We start from the raw sequence: 25,054 nt of genomic DNA, 5'->3' as shown, positions 1-25,054 counted from the left end.
GCTAACTCCGCTCGATCGCGACTTCGCCGGTCGTAATATCAACGCGACTGCGCAGGTAGAGTTCCAGAGGCATCGGCTGAGCCCACATTACAGCGCGAATATCGTATTCTACATGCATTTCGCCCGATCCTTTTTCGGACCGCAAATCAACCGAGACCGAGCCCTTCATAATACGAGGTTCGAATACCTCGATCGAATCCGCGATAGAGCGTTGGATTCGCTGGGCTTGTCGCAGTGTTGAAAACGACCCCGAGCTTTCGCGGATGCCGTAATTCAGAACAGATTTCGACGCGTAGGGATAAGTATCTTCGTCAATCAGATCGGATTGATCTGTAGTATTGAGCAACAAGGACAGATCACGCTGAATGATTTCTCTCAGGCGGCCCACATCGATCACACGAGAGTCGCGCCCTTCCTTTTTCTGATCCGGCGCGTCGTCCGTCAGCCGATCCAGAAGCGAAGGCTGCAAGCGTTCGGCAAGGGTCTTCTCAGCCATCTCCCGGCGTTTCCCCGGCCCCGGCGGCCACGTTCAGTACCAATTCGCGCACATCCAACAAAGCAATATCGGATTTGTCCGTGGTCAGTATGCGCTGACCCAGGCCGGTATAGGTATCAGATCCCGCATCGACCCAACTTGTCGCGCGCGCCAGCCGAGCAGCATCGTCTCCGTGTTCTGTCGTTCCCGGGTATCGGGTAGGGATCAACGCCGCAATTTCTCCACCACTGGCAACAGTCAAAGTGCAGGCCGTCCAGACGGCGTCACGCAGGTCGCTGGGTGGTTCGATTTCAAGTCGAGCAATCTGAGCAAACGGAAGCCAGAAATAGCGCCCGTTCACAATAATCTCCAGCACCGGACCCAGACGCATGTCGGCATCCGCGATCCATTCGAACGTTTCGCCATTCACAGTACCTGACGTTGCGGGGGCCGCGTCGAAGGCTTTCGCCCGCATCTCGGCAGCCTGTTCAAGGTTCCCACCCGCGGTCAGCTTCTGGGCTTCGATCAGATGCGCCAGCCATTCCTCGGGCTCGCCAAAGATCATCGGAGTTTTCTCGGCCGCAAAGACCTTTTCGCGATACACTTCGCAAATGATGGCCTCGCGATAGGTCTTGGCCATCATTGTGGCCGCCTCATCCATTTCCGCGCTCAGCTTCAGCTGAGTGATCGCGCGTTTCCAATCTCCCATGACGCAAAGTAATTGAAACAGGAAAATTCGTAGCTTTGCATCGGCTGGATTTGCGCGGATTTTATCTTGCAGCGCAGTTAGCGTGGCAGTCAGATCGCCTGTTCTTAGATGTTCTTCTGGCGTCATGAAGCCCTCGCGTCGTCAGGATGTTAAAAAAGGAAACAGCCTTGGCGGAAAATATACCGCCAAGGCCAATTTTTTTCTCCAAAAATCAGCTGACGTCGCCGGTTTCCAGATTCCACTTGAACTCGTTGCAGTCGCTGAGCTTGCCGGTTTTGAAATCGGCTATCTTGTACTTGATCGAGATGCCGCGATACGCAACGGTCCACTGTTCTGATGGGATCGATTCTTCGCCGCCAGACACAGAATAGCTGTCAACGATGGCATCACGCAGTGTGAAGATCAGATATGGCTCCATCCCTTTCTTTTCATCATCACCGGAACGGCACAGATGAATGGTCATCTCACCGTTGGACTTGCCCGAGGCAACGTAGGTCATGAGTTTTGCCGACGCTTTGCTAAGCTCGGTGCTCAGCGTGACTTTGCCAAAGTTTGCGTTCGCATAACCACGCTGCGTGGTACCCATGTCACCCATATCCAGGGTGCGCGCGACCTCCCAGCTGATCTCTTTACAAGCGATCCAATCGGTATGTTGTTTTTCCCTGGCCTCACCGGGGAAGTCCATCTTGATGAATACGTTTTCCATTTTACCTTCCTTCAAGGGCTAATGATGACACTGAGATATTCGAGGTTTGAAATGGCGGCAGTGAAGCACTTCACCCGCCGCCACTTTTTTTTCGGTTTAACCGGCTTTTTCCGACGGAAGTTTCGAAACTAGGCGCAGAGACACCGATAGCCCCTCAAGCTGGTAGTGTGGGCGTAAGAAAAACTTGGACGTGTAGTATCCGGGGTTCCCTTCTACGTCCTCAACAACAACCTCGGCGGAAGCCAGCGGTTTGCGCGCTTTCTCAGCTTCAGCAGATATATCAGCGTTGAAGTCAACATACTGGTTGATCCAGTCCTGCAACCAGGATTCCATATCCTGACGGCTTTTGAACGAACCAACTTTGTCCCGCACCATGCATTTTAGGTAGTGAGCAAACCGACAGGTCGCAAACAGATATGGCAGACGAGCAGCCAGATTGGCGTTCGCAGTCGCGTCAGCATCGTCATACTCGGCGGGTTTATGCAGCGATTGCGCACCGATGAAGGTGGCAGCGTCGCTGTTTTTGCGGTGGATCAACGGCATCATGCCATTCTTGGCCAGTTCCGCTTCGCGCCGGTCCGAAATCGCAATCTCGGTTGGGCATTTCATGTCAACGCCACCGTCGTCGGTCGGGAAAGTGTGCGCTGGCAGGCCCTCAACGGTACCGCCGCTTTCCACACCGCGGATCCGCGAGCACCAACCATATTCCTTGAAAGACCGGTTGATGTTTACCGCCATACCATAGGCCGCATTCACCCAGCTATAGCTGTCGCTATTCGCACCGGTGGTGTCTTCCTCAAAGGCGAACTCCTCGACCGGTTCGGTTTTCGAACCATAGGGAAGACGCCCCAAGAAACGTGGCATGGCTAGGCCCACATATTTGGAATCTTCACTTTCACGCAGAGACCGCCAAGCAGCATATTCCGGAGTCTGGAAGATCTTGGTCAGGTCGCGCGGGTTGGCCAATTCTGACCAGCTGTCCATCTGGAACAGGCTGGGCTTGGCACCGGTGATAAGCGGCGCATGGGCAGCAGCGGCAATCTTCGACATTTCACCCAACAGTTCGATATCCTGCGGGCTGTGATCGAAATGATAGTCTGCAACCAAAGAGCCATAAGGCTCACCACCAAACTGGCCAAACTCTTCTTCGTAGAGCTTCTTGAAGATCGGCGATTGATCCCACGCGGTACCTTTGAACTTGCGCAAAGTCTTGTGCATGTCCTTTTTCGAGATGTTCATCACGCGGATTTTCAGCATCTCGTCGGTTTCGGTGTTGTTCACCAGATAGTGCAGACCACGCCACGCGCTTTCCATCTGCTGGAAATCGGCATGGTGCAAGATCAGGTTAACCTGTTCGGTCAGCTTCTTGTCGATCTCAGCAATGATGCCTTCGATCGAGCGCAGCGCATCGTCCGAAATAAGGCCGGTATTGGCCAGGGCCTGTTCGGCAAGTGTTTTCACTGCGCTTTCAACGGCAGTCTTAGCCTGGTCCGATTTCGGGCGAAATTCCTTGGTCAGCAGAGCTTCGAACTCGGATGATCCAAATGCGGTTGCGCCTTCGGCGGCTTCTACCTTGGCTTCTTCATCGGCCATCTTTTACTCCTCCTCAGCAGCGTCGTTGCCCGGCTTGGGCTGGGCTGCCAGTGTCTTTAGCAGGCTGGGATCCTGCATAATTTTTGAAATCAGATCCTCGGCCCCGGTTTTACCATCCATATAAGTCATGAGGTTGGACAATTGTGTGCGCGCATCCAGCAGCTCTTTCAGCGGTTCGACCTTGGCCGCGATCGCGGCCGGGCTGAAATCATCCATGCTTTCAAAGGTAATATCTACTGCCAGATTGCCTTCACCTGTCAGGGTGTTGGGCACCGTGAACGCAGCGCGCGGCGCCATCGATTTCATCCGGTCGTCGAAATTGTCTACATCAATTTCCAGGAATTTCCGGTCTGCAACGGCGGGCTGCTCGACCTCGGATTTGCCAGCCAAATCGCTCATGACGCCCATGACAAACGGCAGCTGTACTTTCTTCTCGGCTCCATAAAGCTCGACATCATATTCGATCTGAACTCTCGGAGCCCTGTTCCGGGCTATGAATTTTTGTGAACTGTCAGCCATCTGTTGCTCCTCGACTCATCCGTCAGCTTTTTGTTTCGATCCACGTTCCAGCGCTATCGCCGGAAACGTATCAAAATCCATCGTCATCATCATCTTTCAATCCGCCGATCTGGCGCACTTCGTCCAGACCCTCTTTGGCCATATCTTCGATAATCGTCATAAAATCTGCATTCACAAGCCGCTTTGCCCGTTCCAACAAAATCGGTAGCGGGCTGGAAGGCTCGCAGCGCGCATAATAATCCATAATGCGTTCCAACATTCGGGTAACGTCTTCGGGCGAGTTGACCGCACCACCGCCTGCAGGCGCAGCAGCTGGTCCTGATCCTGATTTAGCCGCGGGTGCATCCATTTCGTCCACGTCGTCATCTGCGGCGTCACCGACATCAGCGTAACGGGACATCGCCTGCTTGATGCTCTTCAATGCGTCAATCAAAGGGTCCAGATTCGGGCCTTCTCCCGGGGTCTTGTCAGCAAAGACAGCATCGATAGAGTTTACATTCTCAAGCGCTGATGCAACCGCTTCCGCGTTGGCGGAAAGTGTTTCTTCATCAGTATCCTTGAAAGCGGCGGCAACGCTGTTTTCGTCCGGGATGTCGTCCAGATCGGCCGGCATATTTATGCGGCCATCGACAACATCCAGATGACGTAGGGTGATGCGTCCGAAAGTTCGGCTTTCCGTCAAGCCAGTGCGACGTAGCGCTCGCACCATACGTTCAGTCGAGGCCAGACCACGCACCGCGTTGATCCGCATCGTCGCGTCGCCATCATCTTCGTCCAACTCAGGGTGACAAGTATCCCAGAATTCATCCAGAAGAGATCTGACGTAATTTATCGAAGCTGAAAATTCAGTAAGACCCTTTGTATGCAAAACCGCTTCAGCCAGGTAGATCGCGGCGCGCAAATCATGGCTCTGTTCCATAACCGCTAGCGCTTTGGCCTCGACATCAGCCCAATCTTGTTCTTCAGCGGCGACGACCTCGTCGCCCATCTGACGTTCTTCCCCTGGCTGAGCCGCGATCTCAAGATCGGTAAATGCCGGATCATATTCCAGGTTTTCACCGCTTGGCTGATCTTCGCTTCTAGGCTCCAGATAAGATGATAGTTCCATACTCTCCCCAATAACGTGGCGGTTGTCTGCCGCTTGTCCGTTTGTTGGCACCGCTTAACGTGATATTCCCGACAACCGATATGAACTACTTCACACGATGACAAAGCTTGCAAACATTTCGCGTTTTATGCGCAGTCATTGTTATGAATCAGCCCCATACCAGGCCCAAAGTCAAACCTAATAAATACGTTTTTTTTACGACATGGTTTGGCCGCTACGCCGATAAGGCACGCATTTTTCGTTTCGCCGAAGAAGTTAGATGCCGAGGACTAAAATTTCCTCTTCTCGCATGCAGTCCGATGCTGCAATTATCATGGAAGGTCCGAACCCGATCGAACGGACCCTGGCACACCGTCTTCACAGACGACGCCTGCGGACGACTAGGAGAAATCGGCAATCGAGAACGGGAATAAAATGAAAACAGGGATATTTGCAGTCATTGCACTGACACTTGCAGCCATGATGGCGCAGGCTGACGAAGGTAAACTGTCCATTGAGTTGAACAAGTTTGAAACTGGCGAGGCTGGGGGCTGCCGCGCTTTCTTTTTGTTTCGCAACCATACCGGTAACAGCTTTGAAGAATTTGAAATGTCACTGGCGATCCTCGACGGCGACGGAGTGATCGATCGCTTGCTGTCCATCGACGCAGCGCCCCTACCGGTACAACGGACAGTTCTAAAGCTCTTTGAGATTCCCGAGATTGATTGCTCAGATATTTCCGAGGTGCTTTTACACGACCTGCCCGCGTGCAAACCTCAGAACGAAAACCCTGTGGATTGCTTCCCGCTATTAGCGTTGGACAGCAAGACAACAGCGAATCTGGCGCAATAAGCCATGCCGGGGTTGGAAAATCTGGGCACCGGAGGCCCAATCATCGTCCTTCTTGGACTACTGTCCTTGCTGTCGCTGACAGTGATCGTGGTCAAGGTTATCAAGCTCGCGCCGGTACGCGCTGGAGGGCCCGCTCGGGACGCGGCTTTTGTCCAATGGTCGGTCGGAGACAAAAAATCTGCGCAACAGGCCGTCGCCGCAGGTAAATCACCGGCGGACCGTGTTTGTGCCTATGCCATGCAAGCGCTTATCGATGGCTTCAAAGGGCCTGCCCTGATGGCCGAGCTGACGCGTCGCGGCAATCAAGAATTCGCCGTAATGAACAGCTGGATTCGCGTTTTAGAATTAATCGCCATGATCTCACCTTTGCTGGGGCTTTTAGGCACAGTGACCGGAATGATTCAGTCGTTTCAGGAATTGGAGTTGGCGCAGGGTGCGGCTAACGCCTCGGTTCTGGCGGGTGGTATCTGGCAGGCGCTGTTGACGACCGCTGCCGGGTTGTTGGTCGCCATTCCAGCTGCCATTGGCGCCTCTTTGCTGTCCGGACGTGCCGAAGCAGGAGCGCAGTCCATAGAGAACGCTGTTGGCAATCTAATGGTGCTTGAGGAGCGCGGCGCGCATTAAGGAAGCTTCGATGTACAGCGATATCAGCCTGAACAGACGCAAGCCGACCCGGCCATTGATCTCTCTGGTTCCGATGATCGACGTAATGTTGATCCTGCTGGTGTTCTTCATGGTCACGTCGACTTATCTGAACCTAGACATGATTCCGGCGCTGGCACAGTCCAACCGCCCGGTCCCCTCGCAGGCAGCCGAAGCCGAGACTGAATCCGAAACACTGCTTATTCGCATCGGAACAGACGGTTCCCCCTTTCATCAAGGTAAGGATTTCACCCGGGACGAACTGATCAGCTTGCTGACAGTCCGCCTTGATCGGAACCCTGCGCTTCGGGTCATCATCCTGCCGACCGGAGGTGCTCGACTACAGTCGCTTGTAACTGTCATGGATATTGTCACAAGCGCTGGGGCAGTGAACATGCGCGTGATCCGACTGGAGGCCCGCCAGTGAGGATCTCTCGCCCTGCTCGTCGCCATCACCCCGAGACGATCATCGCCCTGATCGATGTGGTGTTTTTCCTGCTGGTATTTTTTATGTTGATTGGCCGCATGGACGCCACTGCGCCGTTTGATGTAACCCCACCAACGGCCCTGACCGGGGCGGACATGCCAGCGGGAGGCATCACGTTATCCGTAGCGGCCGATGGGACGATGGCGCTAGACGGCGAAGAGGTATTTCTGCAAGACATTGATCAGCGCATTCAGTCCCAACTGGAGGCCGATCCAGACATTCTGATCCGGATCAACGCGCATCGCGACGCTGTATTACGCGACATCCTGCCCCGGATTGCCCAGTTCGAGGCGATGGGTGCACGCGACGTAGTTCTGGTGGTGACACCTCCGGGGCCTGCACGGTGATCAAGGGGCCGTTCATATGGGGGGTTGGGTTAGTCTGCTCGCTTACCCTTCATGTCGGCGGCGCTCTGGCGCTGATTTGGAGTGTCGAGCCAGACCCGGTGACGGAGCAGCCCGTGCCCGAGACCCGGATGCAATTGTCCGCCCATCAGGTCAAACAAAGCGAGGCTATCGAAGCACGACCGGAAGTCGAGGCTGCGCCGACAAAGGATGCGATTGGGGCGCAGCTGGATCAAAGCGCAATACGTCAATCGACCGCAGCTGCGAAGCAAATTCCACAGCAGACGCTTGCGGCAACCCAGGCGAAATCGGATGCTCTGGCACCGCTTGAAAATTTGTCCGAGGCGATACAGCAAGTCACCGGCGCGCCTCAGCCCTTACAAGTCGCAGCAGTTTCGCCATCTCGGTTGGTCCCAGCTACTTTGCAGGCGAATCCGATCCTTTCAAGCTCACCGCAATTGCAGGCTTTGCCCCCACAACCTCCAAAACAGGAACTAGCCCAGCCTGTGAGACCCCAACCCGTCGCCCTAAAGCAGACAGTCCCTGATATCCCTCCCACCAACGCGTCCGAGGTGTTTTCAACCACGGGCAATGAACCGATCGACCCCGTCTCTCTGGCGGCGATCCAGAGTTTCATGCGACCCGAAGACGCCGGGAAAAGCGCTCAGAATCTGCGGGATGGAATCGATGGGCTACTGGCGCAAATTCCGTGCGCGCGGCTGCAAGTTCAATTTCAACCCGACACCAACACATTGCAGGTCATCGGTCATATCCCCGAAGACGGATTGCGCAATCCTGTACTGACAGCCCTTCAGGCACAAATGGGAAACAACATACGGGTTGACGACAAGCTTCACGTCCTACCTCGCCCACAATGTGGCGCGCTCAGTGGCATCGCGGATGTCGGATTGCCGCAATCGACAGATCAAATCACCAATCCGCTTCTCATCGGAAAGGACGTTCATGCACGCGAGTTTTACTATGTCAAAGGACAGCAGCTGATATTGGACCTGACCGGGGCGGATTACGACGCTTTCGTCTATGTCGATTATTTTGATGCCGAAGGTCAGGTGATCCACCTCAGGCCAAACGTGTCAACTCCAATGGCGCCGACGCCTGCAAAGGCTGCTTTGCAGATCGGCGCAGCGGAACCAGGTGACGCGGGCCTCTTTGTTACGATAGGGCCACCTTATGGGCAGGAAATAGCCGTCGCCTTCGCAGCATCGGAACCGCTGTATCACAACGATCGACCGTTGGTTGAACCTGCCGAGGGATATCTGAATTTCCTGAAAACACGAATTGCCGAAGCACGCAAAAGCAACCCGAATTTCAAAGGAGAATGGGTTTACTTCTTCATCACTACCACCGAGCGATAGACATCGTCATTTTCCATAGGGGTTAATTGAGGCACACATCGATGGATACGTTTCGTATCAGCCACAAACCTATGCCTTGGCAGGTGCGCGGATACTCGTTTTCACCGCAAAGCACGGATCTGTTTGCACGGCAAGATTGCAACATAACTTCTGATGTGATGCAGATTACAGTCTGGGCCTAGGTTGTGTGGCAAACAACAATGGACAGAGAGAGTTTACCGTGCGTAAGCTTAAAGATGAAATTGACTAGTTCAGAGAGTTGGGAGGCTATTATGGCCCGAGTTTCACTGCCAATACTTTTGTCGGGTACGTTCATTTTGGCAGGGTGCGAACTGCCGTGGACGGCAGAGACACAAACCGTTCCATCAAGCCCCGCAACACAACCTGTTTCAGCGGCTTCGCCAACACCGACCCAAGTGTCGGCCCCAGTGGTCCAAGCTGCTCCCGCACCAACCGAAAGCACGTTGATCTCCGGAGAAGAGCGCCAAGGCGACGGAGGTGGCGATAGCGGTGGTGGAAATGATGGCGGCGGTGGTGGCGGCAGTGGCGGCGGAGGTGGAACCGGCGGCGGCGGCGGCGGTAGCTGGAACTAGCGCAGGGATACAAAACATGTTGAAGCGTAGTCTGCTAGGCGCGCTCTTCGGAGGCACGGTCGCTTTGTCTGCGGCAAGCGACTCTGTTTGGGCGCAATCAAGTTCTGAGAGCACAGCGCAGATTACTGAAGCGCCTCGGATTGCAATTGTGATTGGTAATCAGGATTACTCCGAAGTCGTCGACCTTGCGAATGCGCAAAAAGATGCAGAAGACATTGCTGCTCTGTTACGGGAATTCAACTTTAAGGTTTACGACGGATACAATCTTGAAAAGCGAGAATTCGAGGAGCTTCTTCGAACTGCGGTTCTGAACATTCCTGATTCAGCCAACGTCCTATTTTATTATGCCGGCCATGGCATTCAGATTGGGCGACGCAACTACCTGTTACCGGTCGATGCAAAATTCGAAAGCATTTACGACGTTCCTTTGGCCACGATGACACTGGACCGGATTATCGACACATTATCTGCCAGAAGTTCAGCCCATGTGGCGATCCTTGATTCATGCCGGGACAATCCGTTCAGCGATATCAGGTTGGCAGCGGATCTTGATGCAAACCTGTTCGAAACGCGACCAGGCTTTGATGTTTTTAGCACGCCTTTGAATTCACTGGTCGCATATTCGACCTCACCCGGTGCCGTCGCCAGCGATGGCGACATCGGCCAGAACAGCCCCTACACTTCAGCCGTATTAGAAGCTGCACGGGCCACTCCATATGAAAACATCCAACAATTGTTCCCGGTCATCAGGGAACGTGTCCACCAGGCGACGGGTGGGCGCCAAATACCGTGGGAAAGCTCTACGCTGGTGAAACCTTTTTACCTGGCCCAACACCAGGTTGAACAGCAACCCCAGGCCGTTCCGAGCGAAACCAGCCAGTCGCTGGACCTCGTTCAGCAGTTCGACAAAAGCATTCCACTGATCCAAACGTTGTCGCAGGCGCTCGGGACCGAAATCACTGATGTTCAGATTGTCGAACGCCCTGAACAAGGTGTAATCGCGCTGGAAGATACTCAGCAAACCGCCTCGATTTCATATGCTCCTGAAATTTCAGATGTCCGTGCGGTCGAGATAAGCAATAATGGCGTTCGGGACAGTTTTAGCGTAGAAGTTGTCACCTCCGATCAGAAACGTAAACGCGTCGACGTCTCACTGCAGCTGGACATTAACGCATGCGACATCGAGGCGGGTGATGCACTTGATCTCAATGGTGTCGGCGTATTTCGCCTTCCAAACGAACTGGACATCCCGGCCGGTCTGAAGGCGTGTGGCACAGCTGTCGCCGAATATCCCGGCAATGCCCGTTTTCGATATCAGCTTGGGCGGGTGCAACAGGCCGCCGGGCAACTGGTAGATGCACATGCCAATATATCTGCGGCGGCACAAGCTGGCCACATACGGGCGAAATTTGCCTTGGCCATGCTACTCGACTCGGAACGGATCGACCGTGGTGTAACCAAGATTCCGTATGACCCTCAACAAGCACTCAGCCTGCTGGAACAGGGCACCGCCGAACAAGACCCGTACGCGATGCATCGCCTTGGGAAAAAGCTGCTACGAGAAGGTGATACCCAACAGGAAAAGAGCCGTGGGTTTGAGCTTCTTGAGCGTGCAGTTGAACTTGGACACACCTTTTCGATGAACGAGCTTGGACTGTATTTCCTGCGGGAAGACTCGGCGCATTACATACCGGAGAGAGGCATGCGATATCTCCGGGCGTCTGAATTGCGAAAAGACATCTATGGCTACGACAACCTCGCCTATGTCGCACTGCTTGGCCTCGGCGGAAACCCTGTCGACTATGACAAGGCATTGCAATATTTCATGGCAGCCTCCGAAGGCGGTCACCCAACTGCCCCGGCCAGCATCGCGCGGATGATCTTGCGTGGCCAGCTTGAAGGCCGATCTCGATCTGAAGCGTTAGAGTGGTATGATGTATCACTTGCAAGGGGCGATGCTTGGGGTGGGGCAAACGGCGCTTATATCATTCTTGACGGTCAGGTTTCAGGAAAAGGCCCGGCAGACGCCGCCCTCAGAGCTGCAAAAGCAGCGTTGTTGGCAGATACTGAAGCAGCCGCCCAGGCACAATCGCTGTTGGACAATGTACCACGCGAGGCCTTGGACCGTGCTCTCCAGATGGCACTGAACGAATTAGGTGAAAGTATCAAAGTAGACGGCCAGGTCGGCGCGCAGACTCTAAAATCGCTGGAAAACGCAACTGCTTTGAACAGAGTGCCCATTCCCTACGCCGCACTGGAGGATCCGAAAGAACGGCTCTTGCTAGCGGCAAGAGTGTACTGGGCCAGAAACCCGGTGCGTTTCGATTTATTTTAGCGGTATGTTTTGGTTCTGACCTTACATTCGTTGCTTACCAAGGAAAGCTCCCCCGACCAAAAGGTTAAACAACCAATTCCACGAACTACTATGTCGGGCATGGATGTCGTGAGCTCATGATATAATTAAGTGTCAGGCCGAATGTCAGCTCATGATCTCGTATAAAGGCGCGCAATACCCGAAGGACGTGATCCTGTCTCCGTGTTCTTTTATGTCCGGTGCGGTGTTTCATACCGAGACTCGGAAGAGATATCGAGTGAACGCGGTATATCAGTAGATTACGCCACGCCGAACCGTTGGGGTCTCGATACTCTTGCGTCATTGCAGAAGCTACGCACTCTGGCCTTCGGTGATCAGGGGAGAGTTTCTCATCTCATGAGCTTCCATTTTTTGGAATGATTTCCGCAGGCGCGGATCAGACTACTTCTGATATAGGGTTTGGCAGGTTTCGCTGTGGAGCCCGCCGCTAACGAGCAATCAAATCAAAAGACACTTCGTTTTCTCTGAGGTCGATTAGGGATTCAAGGCGGACCGACCGGTGCGCTCGGTTTGATTCTGCGCATAGCAAAATTAAGCAGTAGCCACACCTTCCGGGGATTGCGCCTCCTGTTGCAACCACTCTCGAACAACACGGACGGCTCGCCGCCGTCCCGCGCGCTGGTTGGTGGCGAGGTAATATCCTCCAAAGGGAATTTCTACGTCGTTAAGGCTCACCAACGCACCCGTCTCAACTTCTATTTGACAAAGGTGCTTGTCCATCAGAACCGCACCCAGGCCCGCCACGGCCGATTGGATTGACAGGAGTGCTCCTAATGGATGAGGCAGATCAAGAGTAGGAACCTCTTTTAAACCAGATTTCGAGAACCATTCTGGCCAAAGACGGAATGTTGCCTCTTCAATCAATGGGCCCGTGGCCAGAACTTTAAGGTCGGTCTCAGAACCAACAATTGGCGCAAAGTTTGGCGCGGCAAAAGCTCTGACCAGAGATGGAAACAACAGGACGTACCCTTCGTCTGGGTGGGTGCGAAGATATCTTAGGCCCAGATCGAAATCGTGCGCCTCAATATCCATGACCTCTGTTGTGATCGAAAGACGTAAGTCTATCTCTTGATGCGCGGCTTTCAGTCGTGGTAGCCGTGGCACCAACCATTTTTGCGCGACGGCGCTCTCTGTTGTCATGGTAACAACACCTTTGGGCGCAGACGTCAGAGCGTCAGTTGCGATGGCAATTTGGTCAAGAGCAGGTGTGATCTGTCCCAAGTAGATTTGTCCCTGTTCGGTGAGGGCAACACCAGATTTTTGCGTCCGGAAAAGATGCACGTTCAACCGCTTTTCCAACCCGCGTATGTGACGGGAAATTGCGGAGTGCGATACGTTCAATTCCTCCGCTGCACGGGTAAAGCTACCCAACCTCCCAGCTGCCTCAAAGGCACGCAGCGGATTTAGGGGAGGTAAGTTTCTTGGCATGATAGATTGTGACTTTTTGGAACAATGGATGTCAAGAAACGGCGTTTGTGGGATGTCAAGATTTTTAAGAAAGTAGGTGCATGACTACTAAAGGAGAGATTCATGAAGTACACCTATTCTCGTGATTTTGTATCACATCGTGAAGTCCCGGCCTCAGGAGTCAAAAGTGTGGGCCCCTTGTGCGAAAAAGTCAAAGAGTCGCTCCGATTATTGCTAGCAAAGCGAATTGACCCAACCAGAATGAGCAGGGTTGAACGGCAAGATTCCGGAATCGCCGAAGCCGAGATCGATTGGCATAACGCCTTACGCGGACCTTTGATTAAGTAAGTCAGACAGGCAAACCAGCTTTGTGCAGACCGGTCGCCAGAACTTCGAAATCGTCTCGACACCGCCACATACATTCATAACCACGCGCAAGAGAGGAGAGATTGTCTTTGGGCACTTCGATGCCACGACTCCCAAATTCGTCATGGCGTTCCGCAATAAATTCCTGCAACGCAGCCGCCGCCTCAGATTGCCGACCAAGATGCGCATAAGATGCTGCCACGAATGCCGCAGCTAACGAGTTGAGCCGAGCCTCTCCCATCAAAAAGCCGATTGCTTCCTCGTAGTTTCCGCAGAAGAATTCTATCTGCCCCATGATCCAATCGATCGAAGGGGGATGCAACGGATCTAACCGCATCGCTCGCGATACGACCTCTCTCGCTTTTTCGTGCCTCCCCAGCAACAGAAAAGCATAACCGCACCACGCCATGGACTCCGCTTCGTTTTCGATCTGCGATAACGTCTTTTCGAACTGTGCATTTGCTTCGTCCCAAAGGCCTGCGCAGAGATAAGCAAAACCCAGTTGGTCTTGAATGTAGACGTCCCGGTTGTCCAGTGCAGCACCCTTGCGCGCGATATGCAGGATGTGACCGGAAGCGTCAGAGCCCGCCAATCCCAGCCAAAGATCGATAACATAGGTGTCTGAGAGGTACATGTAAGACCGAGCGATGGACGGATCGAGCGCAATGGCCCGTTCCAACAAAGCTCTTGCTTTAGCCGTATCCCTGGCATTTAGGCCATCTCGAAGAGCTTTGCTTCGAAGCATCAGCTCGTAGGCCTTCATCTCATCTGCTGGTTTTTGCGATGATCGGTCGGCAACGTTGTGTTGAACACGTCCCGGAAGGACCGCAACGATGTTGCGGGCCACCTCGTCCTGAACGGACAGGATGTCTTCCAACTCGCGATCATATCGTTCTGACCATAGTTGCGAGCCCGTACTTGCTTCCGCGAGCTGTACGGAAATTCTTACCCGACTACCGGCCTTTCGAACGCTGCCTGTTACGAGATAATCGGCTCCCAATTCTGCTGCGATCTCTGCCGGATCGGCTTCCTGTGTTCTAAAACGGAAAGATGCGTTTCTGGAGACAACCTGAAGAGTACGAAATCGAGACAACCCGGTGATAATGTCTTCTGCGATGCCATCGCTGAAGAATGCCTGCTCCGGGTCGTCACTCAAACTGTGCAGTGGTAAGACTGCGATGGTAGCTTTGCGGGGTGTAGCTGCTGGCTTCGCGTCAGGCTGTGCTTGCTCCGCACCTCCAATGCGCCAGGCCCTAACAGGCTCAGTGATGTTCTTGATGGTATGTGTGCCCGCATCCTCCCACACGACCGAAATGCGGTTGCCAACCACGCGATAGACAGCGTCCGAGACGAGCACACCTCCTGGTGGGGCAAGTTGCTCTAAACGCGAGGCAAGGTTAACACCTGAGCCGAAGACATCATCCTCTTGCATGAGGATGTCACCAAGATTGATGCCAATGCGGAAAAGCAACGGGTCTGGCTCTTCCAAGGGTGATTGTTGCCATTCAACGGCGCAAGAAACCGCGTCTGCAGCACTAGTGAAGCTCGCCAAAAGGCCATCACCCATAAGTTTGACAATCCGTCCGTGGTGACGATTGATCAGAGGTGCAACTGTACCTTCTAAGTGAGCGGTCAACGCATCAAGCGTTCCAGCTTCGTCTCGCTCCATGCGACGAGTAAAGCCGACCATATCGGCGACCAGAATTGCTGCAAGCTGTCGCTCCAAATTTACCTCCCTTCCTCTGCATAACGACCGGTGTGGTAATAGACCATCCATAACTGAGTGGTCACATCCTTTGATCATAGGCTCTGTGCTTGTTGTGACAGTTCTACTGGCGCCCGCAGCATCGCGCGTGGGCGACGAATGTCTCTTAGGAGCCGCGCTTATCAAATCCCACATATTAGAGTAGTCTTTTCCGATAGCGTCTCCGGGTTTGAAATCGAAGATGGAAAAAGTACTGGGCTTTGGCGGGTTTTTCTTCAGGGCAGACGAGCCTGCTAATTTGGCGGCATGGTACCGTGACAAATTGGGCATTAACCTTGTACCAAACGACTATGAAACACCGTGCTGGACGCAGGAAGCAGGCGAGACCGTATTCGCCCTGTTTGAAAGAGTGACAGAGTATTTCGGGGACCAAGAAAAGGCATCTATGCTGAATTTTCGTGTTTGCGACATTGAGAAAATTTCGCACAACTCGAATCTAAGGGTGTTGACGTCCGCCGAGATCCGGTATCGCCATATCCGAATGGCAAATTCGCGTGGCTCAATGATCCTGAAGGTAATCCAACAGAGCTTTGGGAACCGGCCAAGCATTCGATTAGCCTCTCGGTGTTCCAACTGGCTATCTTGGGATCGGTTGTCGGATTTGCATGTCCTCGCGCGTCCTTGCACCATGTGAATGAAGCATGGAGGCGAATATGATATACGCAATCACGATTTATGGGGAGCCGGGCGTGTTCGAAGCGCTGCCCAAAGATCGCCAGGAGGAAGTGATGTCGGGACACGGCGCGCTGCAATCGGCATTAACGGACCGGGGCGAGTTTGTGTCGATGAAACTGATGCCGCCAACCTCTGCTGTTATGGTCGAGCCAGCTACGACCGAAGGCACGGCTCCCCTGATCACCGACGGTCCGTTTGCGGAGACAAAAGAGAATTTCCTTGGGTTCTATGCCGCTGATTTCAAAGACCTGGATGAAGCGTTGGAATACGCAAAGATGATCTCATCCCCTGTCGCACGGCTAGAGGTGCGCCCGGTTGCCTGGGCGGGTGGCGCAATCTCGTCTGAATAGGTCATGTCGGACTGGCTTGAGGCTACAATTACTTTGCACCGACCGCGCGCGCTTGCGGCCCTGACCCGATTGTTCCGGGATATCGACACGGCGGAAGAGGCATTTGCCGAAGCTTGCCTGAAGGCGCTGACGGTCTGGCCCAAAGACGGTACGCCGCGTGATCCGTTGGCGTGGTTGCTGACGACCGCACGTAACTCGGGCTTGGATCATGTGCGCAAATCACAGCGTCGTGCGGCAATTCTCGCGCGTCACAGTGAGGAGTTTCAGTTGATGCCCGCCGAAACACCGGACCCTGACGAAATGCGCGATGATGTATTGCGACTGCTTTTCATTTGCTGCCATCCGGAACTCGACCGGCGGGACCAGATTGCCATTGCCTTGCGCGTGGTTTTGGGGCTGAGCGTAGACGAAATCGCGAGCGGATTTCTGATCAGGCCAAAAACTATGGAACAGCGGATCACCCGTACAAAAAAGAAGATTGCGAGCAATCCGGTTGCCTTCGAAACACCCAGCCCGGCTGAGCGGGGTGCACGCTTGGGTGAAGTTTCCTTGATGGTCTACCTGATGTTCAGCGAAGGATGGTCAACCTCAGCGGGTCAAAATCAAATCAAGCTTACCTTGTGTGAAGAGGCGATCCGTTTGGCCCGTCTGCTTGCGGCACTGTTTCCGGCGATGGGGGAACAGGCCGCCTTGCTGGCATTGTTGCTGTTCCAGCACGCTAGGCGTCATGCGCGAATTGATACGGACGGAAAGCTTGTCGCGTTGGACGATCAGGATCGCAGCCTTTGGGATCGCTCGGACATCGCCGAGGCGACGGGTCTTTTGCAGAAGGCTCAGCGGACTGGTCATCATGGTGTTTACATCGTACAGGCTGCAATCGCCGCAACACATGCCCATGCAGATTCGGTAGATGACACGGACTGGGCGTCGATCGAAAGTCACTACGCTGCTCTCTACGCATTACTGCCAACACCTGTCATCCGTCTCAATCAGATAGCGGCTCAGGCCAAGCTGCACGGCCCGTATTATGCGTTAAAGGCGATGGAGACTCTGGCGCAGGATTTGTCCACCTATCGCTGGTTCCACGCAATGCGCGGAGGGCTTTTGCAGGAAACCGGCGATCACAACGCGGCGATTGCCGCCTTTGAAACGGTAATGAATCTTGGCCCAACCGCGCCCGAACGTGTTGCAATCACGGAAAAAATAGAGATTAGCCAAAATAAATTACGCGGCGTGTAGGGATCACTGAATATCGCGCGTCCTTGGATCAGACCCGTATGTGGCGGGCGTAACCAAGGGAGAAGCACATGAGTATTCTTGAGATGACCACTGTCGGAAACTCCGGCTGGATCGGACATTCCGGCCCCGATCAGGGCAAAGCCAAAGCCTTTTATCAAGAGGTGCTGGGCTGGACGATCAATGACATGCCCATGCAGGACGGATCAAGCTATTCAGCCGCCGTTGTTGGCGAAACCGCAATTGGTGGCTTTTCCCCAATGCCAGAGGATAACGGTAGCTGGACGATCTTCTTTACCGTGGCCGACGTGGACGCCAGCGTCGCCAAGGCTGAGGCCAAAGGTGCCGCGATTGTCCAGCCTGCTATGGATATGCCGGGGGTCGGTCGCATGGCCACTCTGACTGACCCGCAAGGGGCACGGTTTGCGCTAATCACATATGAGAGCATGGCGTCCTAAGCGCAATCAAAGAGGAGGCATAACATGGAACAGTTTCCGCAGATCGCGCTGGTCGTCACTGCTATTTTTGTTTTGATGAGTATTCCGATGGCGATCGCCGTTGGTGTGCGTCGCACCAAGACCGGGATCTCTTTGCTTCACGGTGAAGATGAAAACTTGCTGCGGCTGATGCGGGCGCATGGGAACTTCATCGAATACGTGCCGCTTGCATTGCTTGCCCTGGCGGGGGCAGAAATCGCAGGAACCCCATCCTGGCTGGTCGCCGCCTGCGGTGGTGTGCTGCTGTTTGCCCGCCTTGTCCACTATTTCAGCCTCAGCACTTCGGTGAATGGCAAGGGGCGTGCGGTAGGGGCGGCGCTGACGACCTTGGCCATGTTGGTGCTTGCGCTGGCAATCCTCTGGCAGCTTTGGATCTACAGCTGATGCCAGTGGATGAAACACTCAACGCCCGCATGCGAGACGCTCTGGCCGCGCATGTGGGCATTTCCGAAAAGCGGATGATGGGCGGCCTGTGCTTCTTTTTGAATGGCAACATGCTTTGTGGTGCGCGCAGACATCAGGATGGCGTGGGTCGGTTCATGTTTAGGGTGGGTAAGGTGAACGAGCCCACGGCATTGCAGGACCCCAAAGCCCGCGCTGTGATTCACGGAACCCGCAAGCTGGGCGGTTTTGTTCGCGTTGACGCATCAGATTGCGATGACGCAGCCTTGCTACGGTGGCTGCAGCTATGCCTCGAACATGCCGCGGCGTTGCCCAAGAAAGACTGAACGGAGGATCTTATGGCCCAATTCGATTGTTTTGATGCCGAGGCAGTGGGCTTCCTGCAAGAACTGAAGGCCAACAATACCAAGGACTGGTTTGCGGCGAACAAGGCGACGTATGATACCCATATAAAGGCACCCAGCAAGCTGTTCGCCGAAGATATGGAGTTGGCGCTACGCGACTTGACTGGGCAGGATCATAGCGGCAAAATCTTTCGGATTCATCGCGATGTTCGGTTTTCCAAAGACAACACACCCTATAACGCGCATCTGCACCTTGCGTTCCTACCGACAGGACAGGCGGTTCAGCCGCCAATGTGGTTCTTTGGCCTTTCCCCAGAAAAGCTGTCACTCGGATGTGGGGTGTTCCAGTACGACAAATGGGCTTTGGACACTTTCCGCGAGGCGATGGCGGGTCCTCTGGGCGCAGAGTTAACCCAGATCACATTAGAGATGCGAAAACGGGGTTTCAGGATCAGTGACCCGGAGTTGAAGCGCATCCCGCCCGGTTTTGACAAAGACCACCCCCATGAGGAAGTGTTGCGGCGCAAGGGCTTTGCAGTTTGGATGGATACCGAGACTCCAGCCTTTGTTTTGAAGTCGAATCTGACGGAACTAACAGCCGCCGAGTTCGCCAAACTGATGCCAGTGTTTCAGCTGCTTTCGCGGATCACGTGACCCCACTACTGCGAACACAACGGATGGCGGCTTTTACGGGCGCACCGCAACCTGGATCCGGTTGGATGAACGACAGGAACGAGAAATGCGGCGTGACGACAAAGCAAAACACTCAACATCAATCTGGATCAAATTATACAGTTCTGGATTCCATCACGCAGGCAAAATATTGTGGTTTACTCTGAACAAATTGACCGGGTCATATGTGCCCTTGATCTTAGAAAGCTTCTCACCGTTGTCACCATATGCTCCTGCCATGTGATCCGCTTCGTCTTCGGGCATAAAGTTGACATACGCACTACCGGTCGCGTGCGGTCGCATCTGGTCGTAAAGATCTCGCGCCCAAGCAATGCACTCGGCATCCTTGCTGGGATCCTCCCAACGCGTGTGTACATTCATGATGAAGTGAGCAGATCTCTGGGGATAAGCGGTAGAACCGGCCTCGACGCGCGCCATTGCTCCGCCCACATGGGCAATAAAAACTTCACACGCCGGGTCAGGAAGGCTGGAAATCGCTTCCAAGAGTCCTGAGATTGCATCCGAAGAAAGTGCATCGAAATCATGGCTCTTCCAGTAGTTCCTGGCGCCTGGCGTCAACAAAGGATCAAAGGCGGCCTGCCAGTCTACGAACTTGTGGGGAGATATCACATCGGCGATTGGTTCACCTAGCGCGCGCAATGCCGCCATAGCTTTTTCACCTTCCTCCATCGACCCGCTATAGCAGGCGGCAAAGATCAACACCTCTCGCCCTTGCCACTCAACTGGCAGGAACGGTAGAGGAGGCGCTTTTCGCATCACGCTCCAGACGGTCAGCTCATCCGGGGAATTGTCAGCAATCGTAGCAAATTCAGCGAGGAGCTCTGGCGCATTTTCTATCGGATGAACAATGAGGCCAGACAGGACATCGGGTCCTAGCTCATGCAGTTGGAACTCAAATGAGGTTACGACACCAAAGTTTCCACCCCCACCGCGGATTGCCCAGAAAAGTTCCGGGTGGCTTGTAGGGGATGCGGTTACAATGGCTCCGTCCGCAGTCACGACTTCCGCTGAGAGCAGGTTGTCGATCGTCATGCCAAATTTCCGGGTGGTCCATCCAAAACCGCCGCCAAGGGTAAGGCCCGCAATGCCCGTGGTCGAGTTGATGCCAACAGGAACGGTAAGCCCATGCGCCTGGGTTTCACGATCCACATCTCCTAGCAGTGCACCCGGTTCAACCCGAGCAGTCTTGTTGACAGGATCTACGTGAACCGACCGCATTTGGGACAGGTCGAGCATGACTGTTTCATCTGCGACAGCGTGCCCTGCAATCTGATGCCCACCTGACCGAACCGACATTACGAGGCCAGTGTCTCGTACGAAATTCACGGCCCTCTGCACATCGCTTGCTCCCAGAGCGCGGATCACGAACCCCGGGTAACGTTCGAACATGCTGTTCCACGTTGTTCTTGCGTCTTCGTACTCCGAGGTGCCTTTCTGGTAGACCCCGCCGCGAAGTGATGCATCAAGCGCGTCCAAAGTGTCTTGATTTACAATAGCTGTACTTCCGTCGAGTGTTTTCAGGTCAAACATGCGTAGGCCTCCCAATAGTCTGGTTGGGCTTCTTGCAAGGCTGCCTCAGCTAATTGCTATTTCCGTCGCGTTGTCTCGCGAAGTCGTTTCATTGAGGTGGGTAAAAATGGCTGCTGATCAGGCAAATATTGCCGGATCAATCCGATCCACAGGTGTTATGACATCGGCAGGAATATTCAGTCGCTCAGCCGCCTTTCTGAGGCTCTCCTCATCAGGGGCTTCGTACAAGCAGTATGTTTTGCGCTTATCTGCGCTGAGGAACGAAAAAATCCATTCGACGCCGACTTCGTCATTGATTTCTTTGATGTGAATTTTGTCATCTTCACTGACGTTTAGCTGCTCGGCAAAATTTCTTTCAATTATGTATCTAGGCATTAAGTCCCCCAAACAGTTTAAGTACCTTAACTCGCTACTCCTTCGAGCTTTGACCTTAGGGAAACCATACCCAATTTCTGCGAAATTGCCAACGCTTCCCCTTCCAGTTGAAACGCCTGTTCCACATCCTTGGGGCGTCCCCGTCGCCTCAATGCGGATGCAAAAGCCGCTTTGCTGTGCGCAATCCAAGGTGGGCATTTCATGCGCGTGTCAATTTCAATAGCCTTCTGGAACATTGTGTCTACGGCATCCCAGTCTTTCAACACCGTGCCCAGACCGCCAAGGCGTCGCGCTGCCGCACCTGCGCACACCGTCGTTGCCCCTGCAGTGATCGTCAGTTCTTCGTATGGAGCCAGTAAATCATAGAGCGTCTTGGCATGTCCCTGATGTTCAATGGTGACGCATATGTCAGCCAGATAAGATAAGGTCGTTGAATACATAGCGTCGAGTGGAAGATCGAAGCCATTGTCGGCCATTTCATTCAGTATACGTTCAGCAGGTTCCTTGTATCCGAGCTCGGCCGCGATAAGGCCAAAACCTGGTTTCCACGAAATGTCTTCGGGGCTGTCCGTCATCAATTTCTTGATCACAGGTGCGACCTCGTGCAGTCGGTTTTGCTCGCGGCGGATGGTAAACATCTGAACCCCAAAGACGCCCTCAACATGTTCCCAATGGGTCTTTCGACCGATCTTCACTGCCTCGGTGGCGTGTCTTTCTGCTTGCGCAAAATCGCCGTCCATAATTGCAACCATGGCGCGTGCGTGCTTCTGAACCCAATAGAGTTGCAGATGATTGTCTTTTTCCGAGATCTCGGTGAGCAAACCCAGAGAATGGTCCATCAACTCGCGGTCGGCCATCTCGGCACCTACAAACAGGCTGAGAGTTCGGTCTCGCCCTTGATCGATACTGCCAAGTTTCTCGGCCACACCATGCATAGCCTCCAGATTTTCGCGCCATTGATGAGCGTCTCTTCCCTTCCTCGCTATGAATGGGGCCCCAAAATGCATCATCATGACCGAAAACTTGGATTTATAATCTCCCAGTTTTGCTGCTAGTTCCATAGATTGCTGCCCGAAACGCGCACCTTCGGAAAACTGACCTACGAATATATGGGCGCGCGCAAGTTGACTCATCAATCTGCACCGACGGACATCATCACCATCGGGCAAATCTTTCAGTGCATTATCGCAGAGTTCGATCGCCTCGCTGTGCCTTTCGCTGGACATCATGCATGAGTCAGCGAAGTGGTTGGCCGCGTCTGCGGCCAGCTCCACGTTGTGCACCGCCCGGGCCGCGTTGGATGCGTCCTTCAGAACAGCTATACCTTCAGGCAATTGGCCCAAGCTGTCATGGCTGCGGCCAACCAAGATTTTGCCTTTGATCAATTCTGTATTGGAGTCTGAACCAAGTTTTTCTGCGGCTCTTAAAGTTTCCTTGGCGTTCGTCATCGCTTCTTGGCTGGCAGATCGCACCAATGCCATTTCTGTCGCAATCTGCCATTTTTCAAACGCGGCACTCCAGTCCTCAGCCTCTGAAAGGTGGCGCGCGACTAGTTCAGGGCGACGCTCGATCTCAGATGACCTTATCCGCATCAAAGCACGCGCCACGTCTGCGTGCTGTTGTCTCCGGGTTGAACTCAACATGGATTGATAAGCGGTATCGCGAATAAGGGCATGGCGGAAAACGAAGTGCCCGCGATTGTGCCCGCTTTCAAAGATCAAGCCTGTTCGAGATAGTTCTTCGAGGCATTTGTTGATATCAGATTCTTCAAGGCCTTTCGCGGCACATAATATGCTCGGCTCAAATTCTCGGCCAATTACCGATCCTGTAAGGGCGACTTGTTTTGCCTCTGGCGAAACAGCGTCGAGCCGCGCCATCAATGCGCCTTTCAATGATGAAGGTATGTGGCCTTGCCCCTGCTCGCCGGAATCGACGATGGCTCGGGTCACTTCTTCCACGAACAATGGAACCCCATCGGTTTTTTCAGTTATCGTAGAGATCAGTGCTTCGTCCGGTCTCTTGCCTGTAATGTTCTCGACAAGGTCTGAGACATGCGCAGAATCGAACCGGCGCAAAACTAGAGACTGTACGTGTGTGTCCCCATCATCACGGGCCATTTCCCACCCGGGTCTATGGGTTATTAAGATCATCAGAGGAAGATCCGTGCATATCGACTTAAACCGCTCCAACAAGGCTTGTGTGGAGGGATCGATCCAATGAGCATCTTCTACGCAAAGCATAACCGGACGTACACTTGACCGCACCTGCACCGTGTGAATCAATGTTTGGATTGTTGTGTCGCGCTGCTCCTGCGGTGACATCTCGAGCACCTTTTGGGCAAGCACACTACGAGGCGCGACCAACGCTGCAAAGAAAGGCAGAACTTGTTGCCAGTCCAACCCTGGTCGTCCTTCAAGCATTTTTCTGACATGCTCAAGGATCAGATTGTCATCAAAGTCCGGTTCAACACCCGCATCCTGGGATATTCGTTGGGCTACCGGATGAAAGGGGCTGCTGCTGAGATAGGGGGAACAGTTCAGCCTTATGACATCGACTTCGTCGTTTTCGGTGATTTCTGCAAGGAATTCCTCGGTAAGCCGCGACTTTCCTATTCCGGCTTCACCGGAGAGCAGAACAACGTCTCCGTGGCCATTCTGAGCACGTTGCCATGATTGCAGTAAAATGCCCTTTTCGTAGTCCCGGCCAACCATGACGCTGTCGACATCGTCTCGATATGAGGCCCGAAACCGGCTTTCCGCACTACGTTCCGACACCACTTTTTGCAGATTACGTGGTTCAGCAAACCCCTTTAGCTCTGCCTGCCCAAGAGATTTGAACTCGAATACTCGATGCAAAGTTGTCTCGGTTTCCTCAACTGACAAAACGACTGAGTTTGGCTCTGCATGCTCTTGAAGCCGTGCTGCAAGGTTGACGACCGGACCAGTCATGGCCCCCTCCTCATATGTGTTTTCGCCAATGGTATCGCCGACCACAACATCACCGCTCGCAACTCCCAGTCTGACGGACAAAGGTTCTCCGTCAGGCGTTTTGAGTTCTTTGACACGGCGAACAGATTCAAGGCCGGCTTTTACCGCCCGAATTGCGTGATCCTCATAAGCCCGCGGCCATCCGAAAAACACAAGAAGACCATCGCCCAAGTACTTTGCAACGTAGCCACCGTATCGGCTTACGGCTCCTGCAACGGCATCTTGGTAGTTCTGTAGCAAGTCCCGCATGTCTTCGGGATCAAAGCGATTGGTGAGTTCAGTCGAGCCGACAAGATCGGCAAACAAAACTGTTACGTGACGCCTTTCTGCAGTAGGCGGTTCAACATACTTCTGTTTGCGCAGATCATCACTTTGTGAATCGTCTAAGGTCAGCGCTTGTTCGTCTTCAGGCGCTTGAACACGAGCTGCTGGTAACGGTGAGGTTGCGGGTCTTTGGCCGTCTAGCTGGTGAATTGCAGCAAGGATGATTTTGCGGTGACCAAGGCTAACTCCGAGCTCTTTTAAGTCGTCGCCAGATAGTAATGGCAGAACGCGCGCATCAATATCGTTTTCCGCAAATACATCCGCGTACTGACTCAGATCGAGATCGTTTAACCATTTGTCTATTCCAGCCGACATCTAAGGATCATGCTGAGATACGCGATACTAA

The 25,054-nt window shown here is 53.7% G+C and carries 24 protein-coding genes and 1 pseudogene; 14 read left to right on the top strand and 11 right to left on the bottom strand.

The annotated features are described in order from the left end of the window. Position 1: 1 nt before the first annotated feature. The 6 genes from tssE to tssA all read right to left on the bottom strand — a co-directional run bounded on the left by tssE (position 2) and on the right by tssA (position 5,110). Entirely contained in the window at positions 2-496 is a 495-nt protein-coding gene (tssE, locus tag AC2FI7_RS17855) for a type VI secretion system baseplate subunit TssE (protein WP_010443398.1), read from the bottom strand. Next, positions 489-1,310 (bottom strand): type VI secretion system accessory protein TagJ, encoded by an 822-nt coding sequence (locus tag AC2FI7_RS17850; protein WP_010443397.1) that lies wholly within the window; start codon positions 1,308-1,310, stop codon positions 489-491. Before AC2FI7_RS17850 ends, tssE begins: the two co-directional genes overlap by 8 nt. An 85-nt stretch (positions 1,311-1,395) precedes the next feature. Then, positions 1,396-1,890 (bottom strand): Hcp family type VI secretion system effector, encoded by a 495-nt coding sequence (locus AC2FI7_RS17845; protein ID WP_010443396.1) that lies wholly within the window; start codon positions 1,888-1,890, stop codon positions 1,396-1,398. Positions 1,891-1,986: 96 nt separating this feature from the next. Further along, positions 1,987-3,483, bottom strand: coding sequence for a type VI secretion system contractile sheath large subunit (gene tssC / locus AC2FI7_RS17840; RefSeq protein ID WP_010443395.1), 1,497 nt, complete (start codon positions 3,481-3,483; stop codon positions 1,987-1,989). Positions 3,484-3,486: 3 nt separating this feature from the next. Continuing rightward, the gene (tssB, locus tag AC2FI7_RS17835; RefSeq protein WP_010443394.1) at positions 3,487-4,002 is read right to left on the bottom strand and encodes a type VI secretion system contractile sheath small subunit; all 516 of its coding nucleotides are present in this window, start codon (positions 4,000-4,002) and stop codon (positions 3,487-3,489) included. Positions 4,003-4,072: 70 nt separating this feature from the next. Continuing rightward, a complete protein-coding gene (gene tssA, locus AC2FI7_RS17830; protein WP_170781939.1) occupies positions 4,073-5,110 on the bottom strand; it encodes a type VI secretion system protein TssA in 1,038 nt (345 codons plus the stop codon). 414 nt (positions 5,111-5,524) lie between these two features. Here tssA and AC2FI7_RS17825 point away from each other — a divergent pair, with 414 nt between their 5' ends. The 8 genes and pseudogenes from AC2FI7_RS17825 to AC2FI7_RS17790 all read left to right on the top strand — a co-directional run. Then, a complete protein-coding gene (locus tag AC2FI7_RS17825) occupies positions 5,525-5,941 on the top strand; it encodes a hypothetical protein (protein WP_496816410.1) in 417 nt (138 codons plus the stop codon). A 3-nt stretch (positions 5,942-5,944) separates the two neighbouring features. Continuing rightward, positions 5,945-6,565: a MotA/TolQ/ExbB proton channel family protein gene (locus tag AC2FI7_RS17820; RefSeq protein WP_170781938.1), complete on the top strand. Its 621-nt coding sequence runs from the start codon at positions 5,945-5,947 to the stop codon at positions 6,563-6,565. Between the two features lie 10 nt (positions 6,566-6,575). Continuing rightward, on the top strand, positions 6,576-7,010 hold the full coding sequence (locus AC2FI7_RS17815) for an ExbD/TolR family protein (protein WP_170781937.1): 435 nt from the start codon (positions 6,576-6,578) through the stop codon (positions 7,008-7,010). After that, positions 7,007-7,417, top strand: coding sequence for an ExbD/TolR family protein (locus tag AC2FI7_RS17810; RefSeq protein WP_480876439.1), 411 nt, complete (start codon positions 7,007-7,009; stop codon positions 7,415-7,417). The genes AC2FI7_RS17815 and AC2FI7_RS17810 overlap by 4 nt, the downstream gene beginning before the upstream one ends. After that, a complete protein-coding gene (locus tag AC2FI7_RS17805) occupies positions 7,414-8,790 on the top strand; it encodes a hypothetical protein (protein WP_496816407.1) in 1,377 nt (458 codons plus the stop codon). Before AC2FI7_RS17810 ends, AC2FI7_RS17805 begins: the two co-directional genes overlap by 4 nt. Before the next feature lie 272 nt (positions 8,791-9,062). Then, positions 9,063-9,383, top strand: a complete 321-nt coding sequence (locus AC2FI7_RS17800; protein ID WP_496816405.1) for a hypothetical protein — start codon at positions 9,063-9,065, stop codon at positions 9,381-9,383. Positions 9,384-9,399: 16 nt separating this feature from the next. After that, on the top strand, positions 9,400-11,718 hold the full coding sequence (locus tag AC2FI7_RS17795) for a caspase family protein (protein ID WP_010443385.1): 2,319 nt from the start codon (positions 9,400-9,402) through the stop codon (positions 11,716-11,718). 151 nt (positions 11,719-11,869) lie between these two features. Then, positions 11,870-12,018: pseudogene (locus tag AC2FI7_RS17790) on the top strand (IS6 family transposase); the annotation flags it as partial. Positions 12,019-12,288: 270 nt separating this feature from the next. On the opposite strand, the gene AC2FI7_RS17785 reads toward AC2FI7_RS17790, so the two are convergent. Next, positions 12,289-13,185 (bottom strand): LysR substrate-binding domain-containing protein, encoded by an 897-nt coding sequence (locus AC2FI7_RS17785; protein WP_083829040.1) that lies wholly within the window; start codon positions 13,183-13,185, stop codon positions 12,289-12,291. A gap of 328 nt (positions 13,186-13,513) precedes the next feature. Next, positions 13,514-15,256: an adenylate/guanylate cyclase domain-containing protein gene (locus AC2FI7_RS17780; RefSeq protein WP_010443382.1), complete on the bottom strand. Its 1,743-nt coding sequence runs from the start codon at positions 15,254-15,256 to the stop codon at positions 13,514-13,516. Positions 15,257-15,948: 692 nt separating this feature from the next. On the opposite strand from AC2FI7_RS17780, the gene AC2FI7_RS17775 reads away from it, so the two are divergent. From AC2FI7_RS17775 to AC2FI7_RS17750, 6 genes are all read left to right on the top strand, one after another. After that, positions 15,949-16,320, top strand: coding sequence for a YciI family protein (locus AC2FI7_RS17775; protein ID WP_010443380.1), 372 nt, complete (start codon positions 15,949-15,951; stop codon positions 16,318-16,320). A gap of 3 nt (positions 16,321-16,323) precedes the next feature. Continuing rightward, positions 16,324-17,559 carry an RNA polymerase sigma factor gene (locus tag AC2FI7_RS17770; RefSeq protein ID WP_010443379.1) on the top strand — a complete coding sequence of 412 codons (1,236 nt, stop codon included), beginning with the start codon at positions 16,324-16,326 and terminating at the stop codon, positions 17,557-17,559. Between the two features lie 68 nt (positions 17,560-17,627). Then, positions 17,628-18,014, top strand: coding sequence for a VOC family protein (locus tag AC2FI7_RS17765; RefSeq protein WP_010443378.1), 387 nt, complete (start codon positions 17,628-17,630; stop codon positions 18,012-18,014). Positions 18,015-18,038: 24 nt separating this feature from the next. Further along, positions 18,039-18,437, top strand: a complete 399-nt coding sequence (locus AC2FI7_RS17760; RefSeq protein WP_010443377.1) for an MAPEG family protein — start codon at positions 18,039-18,041, stop codon at positions 18,435-18,437. Between the two features lie 5 nt (positions 18,438-18,442). After that, on the top strand, positions 18,443-18,781 hold the full coding sequence (locus AC2FI7_RS17755; RefSeq protein WP_496833537.1) for a TfoX/Sxy family protein: 339 nt from the start codon (positions 18,443-18,445) through the stop codon (positions 18,779-18,781). A 12-nt stretch (positions 18,782-18,793) separates the two neighbouring features. Then, positions 18,794-19,453, top strand: coding sequence for a DUF2461 domain-containing protein (locus AC2FI7_RS17750; protein WP_010443375.1), 660 nt, complete (start codon positions 18,794-18,796; stop codon positions 19,451-19,453). 153 nt (positions 19,454-19,606) lie between these two features. On the opposite strand, the gene AC2FI7_RS17745 is transcribed toward AC2FI7_RS17750, so the two are convergent. The 3 genes from AC2FI7_RS17745 to AC2FI7_RS17735 form a co-directional block, all read right to left on the bottom strand. After that, entirely contained in the window at positions 19,607-21,022 is a 1,416-nt protein-coding gene (locus AC2FI7_RS17745) for an FAD-binding oxidoreductase (RefSeq protein WP_010443374.1), read from the bottom strand. 117 nt (positions 21,023-21,139) lie between these two features. Continuing rightward, the gene (locus AC2FI7_RS17740; protein ID WP_010443373.1) at positions 21,140-21,397 is read right to left on the bottom strand and encodes a DUF4242 domain-containing protein; all 258 of its coding nucleotides are present in this window, start codon (positions 21,395-21,397) and stop codon (positions 21,140-21,142) included. A gap of 26 nt (positions 21,398-21,423) precedes the next feature. Further along, positions 21,424-25,023 carry an adenylate/guanylate cyclase domain-containing protein gene (locus tag AC2FI7_RS17735; protein WP_496833535.1) on the bottom strand — a complete coding sequence of 1,200 codons (3,600 nt, stop codon included), beginning with the start codon at positions 25,021-25,023 and terminating at the stop codon, positions 21,424-21,426. Between the last annotated feature and the right edge of the window lie 31 nt (positions 25,024-25,054).

It is taken from the genome of Ruegeria sp. YTSA064 (genome assembly GCF_059610325.1).
The sequence above is the reverse complement of the archived record's forward strand: the minus strand, read 5'-3'. Positions and strand labels throughout refer to the sequence as shown.